This is a genomic window from Anaerotruncus sp. DFI.9.16, from assembly GCF_024461615.1.
GTDB classification, from domain to species: Bacteria; Bacillota; Clostridia; order Oscillospirales; family Ruminococcaceae; genus Anaerotruncus; species Anaerotruncus massiliensis.
Window position 1 is genome coordinate 38,755 of the sequence record NZ_JANFZX010000003.1, and the last position, 16,210, is coordinate 54,964.

16 protein-coding genes are annotated in these 16,210 nt (G+C 62.6%); 6 read left to right on the plus strand and 10 right to left on the minus strand.

Annotated features, from left to right (window positions below):
* Positions 1 to 119 precede the first annotated feature (119 nt).
* Positions 120 to 1,445: an MATE family efflux transporter gene (locus NE609_RS02705; protein ID WP_256151618.1), complete on the plus strand. Its 1,326-nt coding sequence runs from the start codon at positions 120 to 122 to the stop codon at positions 1,443 to 1,445.
* A 46-nt stretch (positions 1,446 to 1,491) separates the two neighbouring features.
* On the opposite strand, the gene NE609_RS02710 is transcribed toward NE609_RS02705, so the two are convergent.
* From NE609_RS02710 to NE609_RS02720, 3 genes are all read right to left on the minus strand, one after another.
* A complete protein-coding gene (locus tag NE609_RS02710; protein ID WP_121586763.1) occupies positions 1,492 to 1,953 on the minus strand; it encodes a hypothetical protein in 462 nt (153 codons plus the stop codon).
* Between the two features lie 15 nt (positions 1,954 to 1,968).
* Positions 1,969 to 2,409, minus strand: coding sequence for a cell wall hydrolase (locus NE609_RS02715; protein WP_121586764.1), 441 nt, complete (start codon positions 2,407 to 2,409; stop codon positions 1,969 to 1,971).
* Positions 2,410 to 2,503: 94 nt separating this feature from the next.
* A complete protein-coding gene (locus tag NE609_RS02720; protein WP_256151619.1) occupies positions 2,504 to 4,000 on the minus strand; it encodes a polysaccharide biosynthesis C-terminal domain-containing protein in 1,497 nt (498 codons plus the stop codon).
* A 137-nt stretch (positions 4,001 to 4,137) separates the two neighbouring features.
* Here NE609_RS02720 and NE609_RS02725 point away from each other — a divergent pair, with 137 nt between their 5' ends.
* The gene (locus tag NE609_RS02725; protein ID WP_121586766.1) at positions 4,138 to 4,974 is read left to right on the plus strand and encodes a class B sortase; all 837 of its coding nucleotides are present in this window, start codon (positions 4,138 to 4,140) and stop codon (positions 4,972 to 4,974) included.
* A 59-nt stretch (positions 4,975 to 5,033) separates the two neighbouring features.
* Here the strand turns inward: NE609_RS02725 and NE609_RS02730 are convergent, their stop codons facing one another.
* The 3 genes from NE609_RS02730 to NE609_RS02740 all read right to left on the minus strand — a co-directional run bounded on the left by NE609_RS02730 (position 5,034) and on the right by NE609_RS02740 (position 7,558).
* Positions 5,034 to 5,693: a YitT family protein gene (locus NE609_RS02730; RefSeq protein WP_256151620.1), complete on the minus strand. Its 660-nt coding sequence runs from the start codon at positions 5,691 to 5,693 to the stop codon at positions 5,034 to 5,036.
* A gap of 30 nt (positions 5,694 to 5,723) precedes the next feature.
* Entirely contained in the window at positions 5,724 to 6,566 is an 843-nt protein-coding gene (locus NE609_RS02735) for a YitT family protein (RefSeq protein ID WP_121586768.1), read from the minus strand.
* A gap of 167 nt (positions 6,567 to 6,733) precedes the next feature.
* Positions 6,734 to 7,558 (minus strand): Cof-type HAD-IIB family hydrolase, encoded by an 825-nt coding sequence (locus NE609_RS02740; protein ID WP_256151621.1) that lies wholly within the window; start codon positions 7,556 to 7,558, stop codon positions 6,734 to 6,736.
* A 126-nt stretch (positions 7,559 to 7,684) separates the two neighbouring features.
* Between NE609_RS02740 and NE609_RS02745 the strand changes: the two genes are divergently transcribed.
* The 4 genes from NE609_RS02745 to NE609_RS02760 all read left to right on the plus strand — a co-directional run bounded on the left by NE609_RS02745 (position 7,685) and on the right by NE609_RS02760 (position 11,380).
* The gene (locus NE609_RS02745; protein ID WP_256151622.1) at positions 7,685 to 8,512 is read left to right on the plus strand and encodes a putative RNA methyltransferase; all 828 of its coding nucleotides are present in this window, start codon (positions 7,685 to 7,687) and stop codon (positions 8,510 to 8,512) included.
* Complete coding sequence (locus tag NE609_RS02750; protein ID WP_256151623.1) at positions 8,512 to 9,006, plus strand: 4'-phosphopantetheinyl transferase superfamily protein; 495 nt, start codon at positions 8,512 to 8,514, stop codon at positions 9,004 to 9,006. The genes NE609_RS02745 and NE609_RS02750 overlap by 1 nt, the downstream gene beginning before the upstream one ends.
* A 178-nt stretch (positions 9,007 to 9,184) precedes the next feature.
* Positions 9,185 to 10,669 (plus strand): polyphosphate:AMP phosphotransferase, encoded by a 1,485-nt coding sequence (pap, locus tag NE609_RS02755; protein ID WP_256151624.1) that lies wholly within the window; start codon positions 9,185 to 9,187, stop codon positions 10,667 to 10,669.
* Between the two features lie 501 nt (positions 10,670 to 11,170).
* Complete coding sequence (locus tag NE609_RS02760) at positions 11,171 to 11,380, plus strand: ribbon-helix-helix domain-containing protein (protein WP_101549987.1); 210 nt, start codon at positions 11,171 to 11,173, stop codon at positions 11,378 to 11,380.
* A gap of 176 nt (positions 11,381 to 11,556) precedes the next feature.
* On the opposite strand, the gene NE609_RS02765 is transcribed toward NE609_RS02760, so the two are convergent.
* Genes NE609_RS02765 through NE609_RS02780 form a run of 4 tightly spaced genes read right to left on the minus strand, consistent with a single transcriptional unit; the run spans position 11,557 to position 16,069 of the window.
* Positions 11,557 to 12,093 (minus strand): hypothetical protein, encoded by a 537-nt coding sequence (locus tag NE609_RS02765; protein WP_256151625.1) that lies wholly within the window; start codon positions 12,091 to 12,093, stop codon positions 11,557 to 11,559.
* Positions 12,086 to 13,498: an ABC transporter permease gene (locus NE609_RS02770; RefSeq protein WP_121586774.1), complete on the minus strand. Its 1,413-nt coding sequence runs from the start codon at positions 13,496 to 13,498 to the stop codon at positions 12,086 to 12,088. Before NE609_RS02770 ends, NE609_RS02765 begins: the two co-directional genes overlap by 8 nt.
* Positions 13,485 to 15,137: a hypothetical protein gene (locus NE609_RS02775; RefSeq protein ID WP_256151626.1), complete on the minus strand. Its 1,653-nt coding sequence runs from the start codon at positions 15,135 to 15,137 to the stop codon at positions 13,485 to 13,487. The genes NE609_RS02770 and NE609_RS02775 overlap by 14 nt, the downstream gene beginning before the upstream one ends.
* Positions 15,134 to 16,069: an ABC transporter ATP-binding protein gene (locus NE609_RS02780; RefSeq protein ID WP_370867121.1), complete on the minus strand. Its 936-nt coding sequence runs from the start codon at positions 16,067 to 16,069 to the stop codon at positions 15,134 to 15,136. Before NE609_RS02780 ends, NE609_RS02775 begins: the two co-directional genes overlap by 4 nt.
* Positions 16,070 to 16,210: the final 141 nt, after the last annotated feature.

The window sequence follows — 16,210 nt, forward strand, 5'->3', positions numbered from 1 at the left end:
GATTTTACATTGCGGCACGGTCCGCTCCCCGGCAAATTGCCAAAATGTAAAAATTGGCTTGCAATTTTTATGCACAAGGTGCAGAATGATTGCAGATTATGAGAAGGTGCGGTTTGCTGATGTTTACGAGAAGAGATTTGGTGCGGCTGATCATCCCGCTGATCATTGAGCAGGTGCTCGCGGCGACGGTCGGCATCGCGGATACCTTCATGGTGTCGAGCGTGGGGGAGGCGGCGGTCTCGGGCGTCTCGCTGGTCGATTCGATCAACCTGCTGCTGCTCAACGTCTTCGCGGCGCTCTCGACGGGCGGGTCGATCGTGGCGTCCCAGTATCTCGGGCGGGAGGACCAGCCCAGCGCGAACGCGGCGGCCAAGCAGCTTCTGACCGTGACGACGCTTGTCTCCTTCGGGCTGGTCGCCGTCTGCATGCCGGGCAGCAAACTCATCCTGCACGCCCTCTTCGGCAGCGCGGACGCCGCGGTCATGGGGAACGCCGAGGTGTATTTCCTGCTTTCGGCGCTCTCCTATCCCTTCATGGCGGTCTATAACGCCTGCGCCGCGCTCTTCCGCGCGCAGGGCAACTCGAAGATCTCGATGATGGCGGCGCTCGTCATGAACATCGTCAACATCTCCTTCAACGCGCTCTTCATCTACGGGCTGCGGCTGGGCGCGGCGGGCGCGGCGCTCGGCTCGCTGATCGCGCGCGGGGTGTCGGCGGCGTTCCTGCTGGCAGTGCTCTGCCACCACAATAACCGCATCTACCTCGATGAACTCAAAAAGCTCGAGTGGCACCCGACGATGATCAAAAGCATCCTGCGCATCGGGGTGCCCAACGGGCTGGAGAACAGTATGTTCCACATCGGCAAGCTGATGGTGGCGGGACTGATCACGACCTTCGGAACGGTGGCGATCGCGGCGAACGCGGTGGGCAACAGCGTCATGACGATGTCCCAGATGCCGGGCGCGGCGGTCAGCCTGGCGATGGTGACGGTCGTGGGACAGTGCGTGGGTGCGGGAGAGTTCCCGCAAGCCAAAAAGTACATGCTGGGGCTGGTCGGCGCGGCGCACGGGATGAACCTGCTGCTCAACCTGATCCTGATTTTCGCGCTGCACCCGGTTATCGGGCTGTTCGGGCTTTCGGCGGCGACGGCGGAGGCGGCCTGGCAGATCTGCCTCGTCTGTGCGCTCGGCAACATCCTCTTCTGGCCGATGTCCTTCGCGCTGCCGAACGGCCTGCGCGCCGCCAACGACGTGAAGTACACGATGATCACGTCGGTCGTATCGATGTGGGTGTTCCGGGTGATCTTCAGCTATATCCTCGGCCGCTATCTCGGGATGGGGCTGCTCGGGGTGTGGGTCGCGATGATCATCGACTGGGTCTTCCGCGCGGCCATGTTTATGGCCCGCCTGCTGCGCGGCAGGTGGATGAACCGCCAGCTGATCTGAACATGAAAAAAGCGTGCGGCGAAAGCCGCACGCTTTTTTTGCTGTTTTACCGGCCCATGCGGGGATAGCCCCTGCCGCCCATACCGGGGCCGGGGAACCCGCCGCCCGGGGCGCCCGAACCGCCGGGGACGGGGTTGGTCATGGTGCCGGGGACCGCCTGCGGGGGCAGGTAGCGCTGTCCGGCCGCGCCGGCCATGTCCTGCCGGGGCCTGAGACGGGTGTCGACAAAGGTGACGAACTTGAGGGAGTAGAGGTCGCAGACGGTATACTGCTCCTCGCTCGGCTGGTAAAGGGTGATGTAGTTGATGCCGCCAGAATAGAGGTAGCCCTCCTTGCGTTCCAGGCCGTTGGTGCCGATCAGGAATTCGCAGATCACATAGGCGCCGAGGTTCGCCTGCAGGATGGAGGAAAAGGAGCCGAGAAAGACCTCCTCGTTATTCTGCGGGTTCTCCTCCGCCTGCTGGCTTTCGAATGGCCCGAAGTTCAGGTTGTTGTCGCCGTTCGCCATATGATACCCCTCTTTCTATGTTTTGTAATAAGCATCGGTGGGATTGTAAAAACAGTGGTCGCCGATCCGTGTGACCAGATAGCCGATGCTGCTGGGAAAGTTCTTCCGGCAGCTGGGGGAGAAGGGGTTGAAAAACCAGAGCGCCTGCCCCAGGTCCATCAGGCGGTTGCCGGCGATCGCCCAATCGGCAATGTCGTAGTGGATCTGTTCGGGGCGCATGTTGTAGACGTTCTGGGCGTTGTAGGAGCCCCGTTCGGTCTCGGACATGCAGACGAACTGCCCCGTCTGGTAGAGGATTTTGCGGATACTGCCCTGCCCGATGCGCTTGTATTCCCCGCCCGGCGCGTTCACGCGGTTCATCACGACGCTGGCCACCGCCTTCATCCCGGTGTCCCCCTCTCCGCCCGCCTCGCACTGGATCAGCCGGGCAAACAGTTCCCGGTCCGTCAGCGGCATGGAAAGCCCTCCTTCCGTTTTTACATTTCACTGCGGGCGAAAAGCCCGCCCGGTATCATGGATATGACGGACTTGCCTGTCCTTATGCGCGATTTTACACGCGGCGCGGGTCGCAGCCCGCCAGGTGCAGGAGGAGGAGATAACACCCGGCGGAAACCAGGGCAAGCAGGAGTGCGAACCCGATGGGGGAGCCGGGCAGCGGCAGCCCCGCGCGGGAGAGAATGCGCGCGGCGAGCACCGAGATGGCGGCGCAGAGCAGGGGCTTCACGACCCGCTCGGTGATGTCGACCTCGAACTTTGCGACACGGATGAGCCTCCCGAGGCTGAGGGAGAAGTTGAAGACCTCGCTCAAAACGATGACGAGGATATAGCCCTTGATGCCGAGGACGGGCAGCAGCAGATAGACGAGCACCATGCTGATGGCGGCGTCGGCGACGTTGTAGCGCATGACCGAGAGCTGTTCGTCCATCCCCTTGAGCATGCAGTCGACGGCGGTGTCGAGGTACATGACGGGGATGACGGGCGCGAGCAGGCGGATGTAGACGCCCACGTCGGGGTTCTGCGACACCGCCGCGCCGATTTCATGGGAGAAGGCGAAGAGTACGCCGCACACCCCGATCGAGCAGCACAGGTTGAGGGCGAACATCCGCTGGATGAGGTGGGAGATGCTCTGCCCGCGGCTGTGGCGCTGGGCGATCTCGGGGACGATGAGGCTGGAAAACGAGTTGAGGAAGGCGGCGGGGAAGAGGATGACCGGCAGGGCGATGCCGTGCACCGCGCCGAAGACCGCGAAGGAGGCGCCCGTCGCGAGCCCGCCCGCCTGAAGCCGGACGGGGACGAGCAGGTTTTTGACGGTGGCGAGCCCCGAGCGCAGGTAGGAGCTCATCGCCATGGGCAGCGCGATGCCGAACAGCCGTCCGGTCAGGCGGTTTTTGGGCGCGCCCTTCCGGCGGAAGCCCCGGCTGTCCCCGAGGTAGAGGGCCAGAGAACTCACGAAGGAGAGCCCCTCGGCGATCACGCCCGAGCCGGTGATGGCGAGGCAGGCGTATTCGAGGCCGGGCGGCATCAGGAAGGTCAGGCCGACGATCGAGAGGCTGATCTTCAAAAACTGCTCGAAGATCTGTGAGGCGGCGGATTTGGCCACCCGCCCGACGGCGGTAAAGTACCCGTTCAGCGCGCAGGACATCGCGATGAAGGGCATCGAAAGCGCCATGGTCTTGAGGGGGCGGACGGTCTGGACGCTGCCGAGGCAGGTCTCCCCGATGAAGGGCGCGGCGAAAAAGAGGAAGAGGGACGCCGCGCCGCCGAAGAGCAGCGCGTAGCCGAAGCAGCGGCGCATCGCGCCCTTGACGTTGCCGTTGGGGCTGGCGGCCTCCTCCGCGACGAGCCGCGTCGACGCGAGATTGATGCCCGACGCCGCGAAGGTGACGGTGAAGGAATAGACCGACATGATGAGCTGGAAGACGCCCATCCCCTCCGCGCCGATCTTACCGGAGATATAGAGGTTGAACCAGACGCCCACGGCGTTCATGAGCAGCGAGGTCGCGGTCATGATCATGGCGTTGAGGAAAAAACGCTGTATTTTTTTCATAGTTTCACCACGGACTTGTTTGATAATAAGGTATATGAAAAAACCGCGGCAAAAAGCCCAACCCAACCTTTCCCTTTTTAGAACGCCCTTTTTTTGCACAAACTAGCGGTATCAACTGCGAGAAAAGGAGCGTTCCCATGAAAACTACCATGCGATGGACCGCCCTGCTGCTTGCGGCCGCGCTGCTCGTCTCCTGCGCGGGCTGCAAAAAATCCGGCGGCCAGGGTACGACCCAGGACGGCGAATACGACCAGTCGGGGAACTACCGCCCGGCGCTTCCGAACGTCTCCGCAGAGCTGGCGGACGCGGTCAGGCAGAATTCCGACGTGGTCGGCTGGCTCACCCTGCCCAACACCACGATCAACGAGGCGGTCGTGCAGACGACCAACAATGACTATTACCTGCGGCGGGACGTCAAAAAGAACTATGCCTATGAGGGCTGCTACTATATGGACTACGAGAGCGTGATGTTCGATAACGGCGCGGACCTGGCGCAGAACACGATCATCTACGGCCACAACCTCGGCAGTCCGATGGGGGTGAAGGACGACCCCGAGGGCGCCAAATTCGCGCAGCTTTTGAAGCTCGAGGACATCGAGCTCGCCCAAAAGACCCCCTATGTCTACCTGACCACCGAGGGCGCGGCCCACGTCTTTGAAATCTTCGCGGTCTTTTACTGCGAGGCGGAGACCTCGCCCGTGCCCTACCACATGGCCGAGTATTCCGACGAGCGTTTCAATGCCCTCATCGGCGACGTGAAGGCGCGGTCGGAATACACCTACGACGTCGAGGTGACGCCGGAGGACCGGATTCTCTCCCTTTCGACCTGCAGCTACAAATACGGCACCTACACCCAGAACCCCGACCAGCGCTTCGTCGTGATGGGACGGCTTGTGCGGGAGGGGGAGAGCTACCACGAGACGGCGAATCTCGTCAAGAATGAAAATCCCAAGCTCCCCGCCTTTGTGAAGTAGCGGGCGCGTAAAAAAGCCGCCTCCCGGAAGGTCCGGGAGGCGGCTTTTTGGTTTCGTTTTCACGCAGATTCGGTCTGCGGCGTCAGGCGGCGCAGGATGGAATAGAGCAGCCGCGCGGTGCCTGGCATGAAGAACTGGACGATCGGCCCGGTGAGCAGGGCGGTGATCACGGTGCCCACCCCGATGACGCCGCCGAGCAGGAACCCGCTGACGACGAAGGTGAGGTCGACCGCGACGCGCATCCAGCGAAACTGGAGGTGCAGCTTGTCGCTCAGGAGGATCGCCAGCGAATCGTTCGCGCCGACGCCGACGCTCGCGTTGATGGAGGCGGAAAGCCCGAGCGCGATGAGCGCGCAGCTCGCCAGTACGATGACGACGCGCACCGGGAAGGGCAGGCCCTCGTGGATGACGCCGCGGAGCAGGCGGCTCGCGGCGTCAATCATCGGCCCGGTGATGAAGAGGGCGGCGAAGGTGCCCGCGCGGATATATTTGCGGTCGATGAAGAAATAGAGGACCAGCAGGGTGAAGTTGATGGCGATGTGGGCGGTGCCGTTGGAGATGTGGGCGGTGCGCGCCACCCCCTGCATGAGCATGCTGAACGGGTCGGTCCCGATGCCGGACAGGACGAACGCCGAACAGCCGAGCGCGCAAACGGCGGTACCGAGGCAGAAGTAGAGGACCCGCAGGATGAATTCGCGCGCCGGATAGGCTGGTTTCATGGACGGACACTCCTTGTCGGGCGTAATGGGTCAGCTGTTGAGGAAGCCCTTGCCGATGATCTCCGACGTGTTGGAGATCAGGATGAAGGCGTTCGGCTCGGTGGCGCGGACGAACTGGCGCAGCGCCATGGCCTGGGGACGCTTGAGCGCGGTGAAGACGATTGCCTTTTTGCCGTGGGTGAAGGCGCCCTGTGCCTCGCAGACGGTCGCGCTGCGCTTGAGTACATGCACGATGAAATCGCAGATGGGCTCGGGGTTGTCGCAGATGATGTTAAAGTATTTGCAGAGGTTGATCGACTCGATGACGTTGTCGATGACGAGCGATTTGACCATGAGGCCGACGAAGGAGAAGAGGCCGGTCTTGATGTCGAAGACGAAGCAGGCGGAGAGCGCCACGATCAGGTCGGTAAAGAAGAGGGCGGCGCCGATGTCGGTGCTCGTGTGCTTTTTTAAGATCATGGCGACGATGTCGGTGCCGCCGCTCGACGCGCCGATGTTGAAGAGGATGGCCGACCCGAAGGCGGGCAGCGCAATCGCGTAGCAGAGCTCGAGCAGCGGCTGGTCGGTGAGCGGGGCGGACATGGGGCAGAACCGCTGGAGCAGCGACAGCCCGACCGACAGGAGCACGCTCGAGTAGGCGGTCATGAGGCCGAACCCCCTGCCGAGGAAGCAGAAGCCGACGGCAAGCAGCGCCATGCTGATGACGAAGTTGATCGACGCGGCGGAAAAGGGCATGACGCGCGCGAGCACGACCGCGATGCCGGTCACGCCGCCGAAGGAAAAGTTATTGGGGAATTTGAAGAAATAGGTGCCCGCCACAATGATCAGGGTGCTGACGGTGATCAGCAGGAATTTCTTGATTTTTGGTGCCATAACCTTCCTCCCGCCGCGGCCGGACGCCGCGCCGTATTTTGTTCCCGGCGCCGGCGGGGCGCCGTTTCGTCTTTTTGGGCTCCCAGCCGCCCGCCCGCAAAAGGGCCGCGCGCCTTCGGCGCGCAAAAATACCCGCGGCGCGGGCATTTTTCTTTTGCGGGCGAAGCTCAGAGCAGGAACCGTTCGATCGCCCGGGCGACGCAGTCGTCGTCGTTGGAGGGGCCGACCCAGTCCGCGACCGCCTTGATGTCGTCGGTGGCGTTGGCGGGGGCGGCGGCCAGCCCGGCGAAGGTGAGCATCTCCAGGTCGTTGCGGCTGTCCCCGACGGCCATGACCTCGTCGGGCGCGACGCCCAGGTATTCGCAGAGGAACCGCAGGCCGTCCCCCTTGTCCGTGCCGGCGGCGTTGATTTCGATGTTCTGCGCGACCGACGAGGTGAGGGCGACCCCCTCCACCCCGCGCATCGCTTCCCACACCGCCTGCTGGTGTTCGGGCGGCAGGTAGGGGACGTTGAATTTCTCGACCGGGGCGGCGGGATGCAGCAGGTATTCCCGCTGGTCCTCGACGGTGCGGCGGCCGCGCAGGAGGTTTTTCATCCGGCTCTCGGAAAAGCCGGAGGCTTCGATATAGGGGATGCGGCCCCGTTCGACGTAGTCGAAGCCGCCGCTGTAGATTTCGATAAAGACGGGAAAGGGCGCGAGCGTGTCGAAGACGCGCAGCGCCGTGTCCATGGGGATGGGGTTGGCGTAGAGGGGGGCCTCCCTGCGCAGGTCGAAGACGGAGGCGCCGTTGCAGGTGACGGCGTAATGGAGCCCCGGCGTCTGCTCGATGGCCTCGGGCAGGCGGTGGCGCATCCGGCCGGTGGCGGTCACGACGAACACGCCGCGCGCGTTGGCGGCCTCGATGGCCGCGCGGTTTGCGGGGGAGACGGTCACATGGTCGCTTTTGAGCGTCGTGCCGTCCATATCCAGGGCGAGGAGTTTGATCTTCATGCGGTTCTTCCCTTCCAATTCGATTCCAGCTACCATTATACACGCATGGGAAGCCGGACACAACCGGAAATTGACGGGGCGGCGCAAGGCTGGTACAATGAATAAAACAGCTTGACCGGGAGGGACATGGATTTGTACAGTTGTCCGGTATGCGGCGGGAGCCTCGCGTGGGGGGAGCACGCCTGCCGGTGCCCGGAGGGGCACTCCTTCGACATCGCCGCGCAGGGCTATGTCAACCTTCTGCTCGCCAACCAAAAGAGCAGCCCCAACCCGGGGGACAACGCGGAGATGGTCGCGGGGCGCACCCGGTTCCTCGACAGCGGCAGCTACGCCCCGCTCTCCGACGCGCTGAACGGGACGGTCCTCGCTCTCTGCGGGGACGCGCCCCGCATCCTCGACGCGGGCTGCGGGGAGGGCTATTACGCCGCTCGCCTCTTTGAAGCGCTGGAAGGGGCGGGGAGGGCTCCCGCCCTCTTCGGCGTCGACCTGTCGAAGCCCGCCGTCCGGCACGCGGCCCGCCGCTGCCGCGGGGGCCGCTTCGCGGTCGCAAGCCTCTTCGCTCTGCCGCTCGCGGACGGGAGCGCCGACCTCGTCTACAACGTCTTTTCCCCCCTCTGCCCGCGGGAATTTTCCCGCGGGCTCGCCCCGGGCGGGCATTTCGTCGCCGCCTATCCGGCGGCCCGGCACCTGTGGGGGCTCAAAAGCGTCCTCTACGACGCGCCCTATGAAAACGCGGACAAGTCCTTCGAGCTGGAGGGGTTCCATATCACGGACCGCCGCCGCGTGCGCTATTCCTTTACGCTGGAGGGGAGCGCCCTCATCGAGAGCCTCTTTTCGATGACTCCCTATTACTATAAGACCCCAGCGGAGGGGGCGGCCCGGCTCGCGGCGCTGGAAACCCTCACGACCGAGGCGGATTTCTGGGTAGTCGCCTACGGGAAGGGGGAGGCGTGATGGAAAACGCCGTCTGGTTCGCGCGCACCGGCGCGCGGGACCTCTCGGCGGCGGCCCGCGCGCTGCTTGCGCGCGCGCTTGGCCTGCCCGAGCCCCCGCGCGTCGAAAAGGACGCGCGGGGAAAGCCCTTTCTGCCGGATTTCCCGGGAATTCAAATCAGCATCTCCCACACGCGCGGCGCGGTGGCGGTCGCACTCTCGGAACGCCCCGCCGGCGTGGACGTGGAACCGGCCTCCCGCACGCTGCACGACTGGTTCCCCGCGCGGTTCTTTACCGGCGCCGAGCGTTCCCTCGCGGACTGCCCGGAGGAGGTGATCGCGGTGTGGACCCGCAAGGAGGCGCTTCTCAAACGGGATGGGCGGGGGATCACCCTGCCGCTGCGGGAGGTCGAAACGGCCGGCCGGGACGACCTCGTGACCCGGCGCGTCGGGGACTATGTGGTCTCCTTCTGCGGCGAGCCCGCCGCCTTTTCCCTCATCGAAACCACGCTCTGACAGGAAACGGTCCGCCATTGGCGGACCGTTTTTGTAATCATGCACGATTCTGGTTGAAGAAAGTGGAAAAATATTGTATAATCAAGAGTAACAACCCTCCGCTCATGTGCCCGCGGAAAAACCTCTCCGCACCGGGCACAATAGGAGGAAGCTCGGAATGAAAAGCGAGGAATGAACGATGCTGGAAAATCTGGATTTGGATGTTCGGATGGAAAAAGAGGAGTGGGACGCGGTGTCCGACGGCCTGAAACAGAAGCTCGGCGTGCTTCAGCAGCGCATCCGCGCGCTGAAGATCCCGATGGTGCTTGTCTTTGAAGGGTGGGGCGCCTCCGGCAAGGGGGACAAGATCTCCCGCCTGATCACTAACCTCGACCCGCGCGGTTTTTCGGTGCACAGCATCCTCGCGCCGACGGCGGACGAGCGGCGGTTCCCATGGATGCGGCCCTTCTGGCAGGCGCTGCCCACCTACGGGGACACGGCGATCTTCGACCGGAGCTGGTACCGCGCGGTTTCGGTGGCGCGGGATGAGGAACGCCTCACCCGCCGCGATCTCAACCACCGGTTCGACGAGATCGTGGACTTTGAGCAGCAGATTACCGACGACGGGTACGTGCTGGTGAAATTCTTCTTCCACATCTCCAAGAAGGAGCAGAAGAAGCGGCTCAAATTGCTGGACGATCAGAAATCGACCCGCTGGCGCGTGACAAAGGCCGATTGGGACCACAACCGCCGGTATGGCGAATATCTGGAAATTTTCGATGAGATGATCTCCCGCACCGACCGGCACAACGCCCCCTGGACGGTGGTGGCGTCGACCGACCGCCGCTATGCGACCTGGAAGGTCTTTACCACGGTGATCGGCGCGATGGAGCAGGCGATCGAGCGCAAGGAGAACGGCTATGAAAAGCCGTTCACCGGCATCCGCGTGTCGGACGACATCAAGACGCTGCCCGCGCCGCGCCTGCGGGAGATCGACCTGAGCGTCACGATCGAGGAAGCGGAATACCGCAAGCAGCTCAAGGACTGCCAGAAACGCCTCTCCGAGCTGCACAACGAGCTCTACCGCCGCCGCATCCCGATGATCCTCGCCTACGAGGGCTGGGACGCGGCGGGCAAGGGCGGCAACATCAAGCGGGTGGCGGCGGCGCTCGACGCGCGCGGCTACGAGGTCATCCCGATCGCCGCGCCGACCGCCCTGGAAAAAAACCATCCGCACCTCTGGCGGTTCTGGAACGCGCTGCCCAAGGACGGGCATGTGGCGATCTTCGACCGCACCTGGTACGGCCGCGTCATGGTCGAGCACATCGAGGGGTTCTGCACCGACGAGGAGTGGGGCCGCGCCTACGACGAGATCAACCGCTTTGAGCGGGGGCTTGCCGAATGGGGCGCGATCATCCTCAAATTCTGGCTGCACATCGACAAGGACGAACAGCTCGCCCGCTTTACCGACCGCCAGAACACCCCGGAAAAGCAGTACAAGATCACCGATGAGGACTGGCGCAACCGCGACAAATGGGACGACTACGAGAAGGCGGTCGACGAGATGCTCCTGCGTACCAACACCGCCTATGCGCCGTGGATTGTCGTCGAGTCGAACGACAAGCGCTACGCCCGCATTCGGACGCTCAAGGCGATCATTGCGGCGATTGAAGCCAGGCTTTGATTTGCCGCGCTGCGCCCGGCGGGGCGTAGACGGGAATTGCCGCTTTCCAAGCGGCAAGAATCACGAGCGCGTTCCGCCGCGCGCCACGGGTTCCTTTTCGGACGGACGAAAAGGAACCAAAAGTCCGCCTAAGGGGGCTCCGCCGCCCCCTTAGGAATCCCCTGGAGTACCTTGCCAGTACCCGCAGGTTACAGCCGCTCCCCACGGGTACACCAGCTGTGGGCACAATTCGGGTTGCGGACGCTCCCAACAGCCGGGAACGGAAGGTGCAAATAGAAAAGGGCGCGCAGCGATCGCTGCGCGCTCTTTTTGCAAAGGCGGCCGTTATAGAAGGGAGTAACTGCCGATGAGTTACCAAGGGAAACGGTAACGAGGCAAATTCGGTCCACCAAAGCAAACGTACTTATGAAGCGTAATAATATTATACAGCATAATAAGTAGGAATGTCAATAAGTTTATGCTGTATAATAACCTTATTAAACAGATAAGGTTTTGATAGCAATGGCGACAATCAAAGTAAGCGGAGATCTCAAAAATAGAGATCGGTTATCGACGACCGTTGATAAGGGCCTGTATAAGGCGATCAAGGGTTATAGCGAAGAGTCGTTGGTGCCGATGTCGAAGATCATAGACGAGGCAGTGGAAGACTTCCTGATCAAAAAGAAAATTCCCTATGAGTGGGTTGCTCCTTACCGGGTGCCAAAGGAATAATAAAATGCGGACCGCGAAGCGGCCCGCATTTTTTGATGATTGATTTATCGGAACTGGCCTTCTTCGCTTCCTTTCTTGGGCGAACAAGAAAGGAACTCGCCGCCGGTCGACTACCGGCAGGCCCTGCGCCCGCTGGGCGGAAGACCTAAGAGAAGAGGCCCGCCGGGGCGCCAAAGCTAACGGGGGAAAGCATACTCCTCGTCGAGCAGGAACCGCACCCGGCCGGGCGGGGGATCGGCATAGGGGTTATACTCCATCCCGTTCAGCGAGCCGGCGTCCACAAGGTCGAGCCATCCGAACCGGGGCACGGAGACCTCCTCGAAATAGAGCCTGCGCACCCCGTAGCGGTCCTCGCCGGGGTCGTGCCGGCCGGGAATCGGCCTGCGGTCGTACCGGACGAGGTAGGGCGCCGTCTCTCCTCCCCCGGGGACGCTGACCGTACAGACGACGGTGCGCGCGTCGGGATAGAAGGTCGCGTTATAGAGGATGGGGCCTGCGTCCTGCTCGGCGGGCAGGGGAGAGGCGACCAGTTCGTCGAGGTCAAGGCTGTGGTTGGGGCTTTGTGCGCGCAGGGAGGCCATCAGGGGCGTGTCGGGGCGCGTGTCGATGTACTTCTGTTTCTCAGCCTGTGTGCGGGCGGTCAGCAGGACCGCTGCGGCCAGCAGGAGCAGGAGAAACGGGAGCGCGCGGAGGCGCTTTTTCGGTTTACTCATGCTTGATCGCCTCGAGGGCGGAAATCTTCATCGCGCGGTTGGCGGGCAGGATGCCGGAGATCAGGCCGATGAGGGTGGCGAAGAGGATCGCCGCCACGACGAGCCACGGCGGGATGAGGGAGACCTGCGCGGCGGCCTGCTCGCCGCCGCCCCCGTAGTAGCCCATATAGCGCATCGACATGCCGCTGTTGTCCCCGCCGAAGGAGAAGTTGAAGTAGTTCATCAAAAAGGAGATGAAATAGCTGAGGATAACGCCGATGATGCCGCCGACAAAGCCGATGACCCCGGCTTCCATCAGGAAGACGGAGCGGATGTTCTTGACCTTGCAGCCGAGCACCTTCATGACGCCGATTTCGCGGGTCCGCTCATAGATCGACATGATCATCGTGTTGGTGATGCCGATAGCCGCGACGAGCAGGGAGATGCCGCCCAGTCCGCCCAGGAACATCTGCTGCTGGCGGGCCTGCTCCTGCATCGGCTTGCGCACGTCCTCGGCCGAGTTCGTCTCGAAGCCCATCGCCTTGATGGCCTCCTGAACCGGCTCGACATCCTCCATCGTGGCGACCTTGACGGTGACGTTGCTGTAGCCCTTGTTGTTGCGGGTGCTGGTCTTGATCTTGTTGACGCGGTTGTATTCCGCCTCGAGCCACTTGATGTCCTCGATGTCCATGATGATGCCCTGCGAGGTCTCCCAGCCCTTGTCGTAGTCCTGCTTGACCCGCCCGACCGGCTTGATCTCGCGGGAGAACTGGGTGCTGTCGGGATCGTCCTCGTCCTGCTTGTTGCTGCGCAGGATGAGCTCGTCGTTCATGATGTCGACGAACGGCTTCTGCTTGAGCTCGCCGTTCTCGTCCGTCTCGGGCCAGCGGTAGTTGTCAAACTTTTTCTTGCTGTCCTGGAAGCTGTAGCCGGTGTATTCGCCGACCACCACATAGATCGGCTTTTTCTTTTCGGTCTGCGGTCCCGTGGGGTATTCCCCCTCGAGCAGCGTGTAGCCCATTTTGGGCATGGCTTTGGCATACATGCCGGTGATGTCCCACAGCTCCATCTGGTAACGGTCGTCCTTGCCCGTGTAGATGCGCGCCTGGAGGCCGGGGGAATAGATGGGGGTCGCGACCTCGACGCCGGGAAGGTTCTGCATCTGCTCGACCGCCTTGTCGTCCATGACGGCGGCGTCGCCCTCGCCCATCCCGCTGTAGCGGTAGTTGTAGACGCTGATGGTGGTGAGGCGGCTGCCCATCTGCGCGAGGGTGTTTTCGAGCTGGAGGTTCATGCCGAGGCCGAGGGAGATCATGACGACGATCGCGCAGGTGCCGACCACCACGCCGACCACGGTGAGGATGGAACGCATCTTTCGGCGGAAGAGATTTCCAAAGCACATGGAAATCATATCAGATATCTTCATCGTCGTCCTCCAGGAAGGCCTCGTCCTCCTTACGGCGCGCGAGCATGAGCCTGATCAGGAAGGCCGCGAAGATCATGAGCACCACGCCGCCGACCATCCAGCCCCAGACGGGGATCGTCTGGTACCAGGGCGTCTCCTCGGGGACCTCGTCCATCGGGTTCATCGCGTCCATGCCGTCGTCGGAGGGCATCGAGAAGGAGATCGCGGTCGTCGTGAAGGGCTCGCGGATCTCGGTGACGTGCATGTTCGCGTCCTCGTAGGTGATGATGATCTCGCCCTTGACCTCGCCGCCCTCCAGGGCGCCGAGCTGGAAATCGGCGGAATCCTCCTTGCCGGCCTCGATGTTGCCGATGAACTGGCGCTGGCCGGGCTGGGCGATGTTGCCGGCGATTTCGGCGGAGACGTTGTAGATGGGGGATTTCCCCTTGTTGACAAAGGAGACCTCGATGCTCGTGTCGTCCCCGACATAGAGTTCGGAGGGGACCTCGACGGGGTTGAGGGTGAAGCGGTCGAGCTGGGTGACGGGGATGCTGATCTCCTGCTCGGAGGTCAGCTGCTTGCGCGCCTCGTCGATGACCGCCTCATAGGCAAAGTCGAGCTTGATCGCGTGGGAGATCGGTTCCGCGCCCGGCTTGACCGACAGCGCGATCGTGCGCTCGATCGACGACTCGCGCGACATCTTTTCAAGGTAGATGGTGTTGGAGGAGCCCTTGAGGGTGAACGCCTCGGGCACCGTGATCTTGATGACGATGTTGTCGATCGGGAGCTTTTTGCTCGTGTTGGTAAAACGCAGCTTGAGGGAGAAGTCGCTGGCCGCGGCCACGCTCGCGCCGCCGTAGTCGAACTCCGACACGATCAGCGTCGGAGTGGGCGGCGCGATATCCGGGCGGCTGGAGGAGTCGTCGTCATCGTCGTCGTTCTTGTTGTGCTCCCGCTCGCTCGAGGGGGATTTCACCTTGAGCTCGTTGAGCTCCTTGCTGAAATCGGTCATGCCGATGCCCCACGCGGGCGGGTAGGAGACGGAGAGGCGCAGAGTCTTGCTCTCCCCAGTGTAACGAACGCTTGCATATGTAACCGTGTAATAGACAGAGTCCTTCTTTCCCTCCTTGAATACAAACGAGGGTTCGGATTCCGATTTAAAGTTTTCCGAATTGAGGCTGGCGAAAAAGTTTTTGTTTCGCACTTCATCGCTGTCGCCTTCGCCGCCGGAAAGGTCCTTGTAGTCCTTGTAGCTGAACCGGGTGTCGACGATGGTGATGACCATTCGATCAACGGTTTGACCGCTGGATACTTCCTGTTTACGCTCTCCGCCAAGCCAGAACTCGACGCCTTGGATGCTGTACTCATTCGGCGAGGGATCCTGTTCGTCGTTTTTATCGCCGGTGTCGGTCCCTTCCCCTGTTTTGGGTTCGTTCGCGGCGGCAAGCATGCGGCTGCCCGCCCGGGAGGAGGAGAGCACCGCGTCGGGTTCCTCCTTCGGCGCCTGGGATTCCACCTGCGTGGAGGTGCCGGCGGTATCGCCCTCCTCTGCGTAGACGGTCGTGCCCCGAAAGAGCGTGGCAAAGGAGATGCCCGCCGCCGAAAAGAGGAAGATCACGGCGAGCACGAGGGAGATCACGCGGCTGGAAAGATGGTTCATATCGGCAGTTCTCCTTTTTCTTCTTCAGCGGCCGCCGGGGCGGGCGGCGGAGCACAGGGCGCGTCCCCGTCGTCCGGAAGGATCAGCGGCTCGTCGTCGGGCGGCAGGGGGAGCTCCTCCTCGGCCGGGATGGGCCCTTCCGGGAGCTTTGGCTCCTCGGGAAGCACCGATTCGGGCGGCAGGGAATCCGCGTCGGCGGTCCCGTCGTAGATCGGCGTATGGGTGACGTCCGAGGTGATCGCGCCGTCGATCAGGGTGATGACCCGGTCGGCGTAGTCGGCGATCTCGGGGTCGTGGGTAACGATGATGAGCGTCTGCTGGTACCGGCGAGCGAACCGGACCATCATGCGCATGACGTCGATGGTCGTCCGGGTGTCGAGGTTGCCGGTCGGCTCGTCCGCGAAAACCACTTTCGGCCGCGAGACAAACGCGCGCGCGATGCCCACGCGCTGCTGCTGGCCGCCCGACATCTGGGTGGGCTTGTGGTGGGCGCGCTTTTTGAGCCCCACCGCGGCGAGCATCGCCATCGACGCCTTGTTGCGCTTCGATTTGGAGACCCCCTTGAAGATCATCGGCAGGGAGACGTTTTCGAGCGCGGTCATGGTTGGCAGGAGGTTATAGGACTGGAAGACAAAGCCCAAAAACCGCTGCCGGAAGATCGCGAGTTGGTTTTCCGACAGGCGGGAAATGTTGGTCTTTCCAATATATACCGAGCCGCGGGTGGGCTTTTCAAGCCCCGCGAGCTGGTTGAGCAGGGTGGATTTGCCGGAACCGGAGGTCCCGACGATGCAGACGACCTGCCCCTTTAAAATTTCCAGGTTGATGTCCGCGAGGGCGACGACTTTTTCATCGCCGATGCGGTAGACCTTGCGCAGATGGCGCACGCTGATCATGGGTTTCGGGCCGGTTTTGGCCCGCGCGGCGGTTTCCAAAGTGCCACCCCCTTCCGGCATACCGATCAATAGGTGCGGCTTTTCCCGCGATTTACTGCAACAAATTCACACTGTCGTCAACGCGGCTTCACCGGGGCAACACAATCGGCGCGGGAGAATCCGGTTGTACCCGCCCAAAAA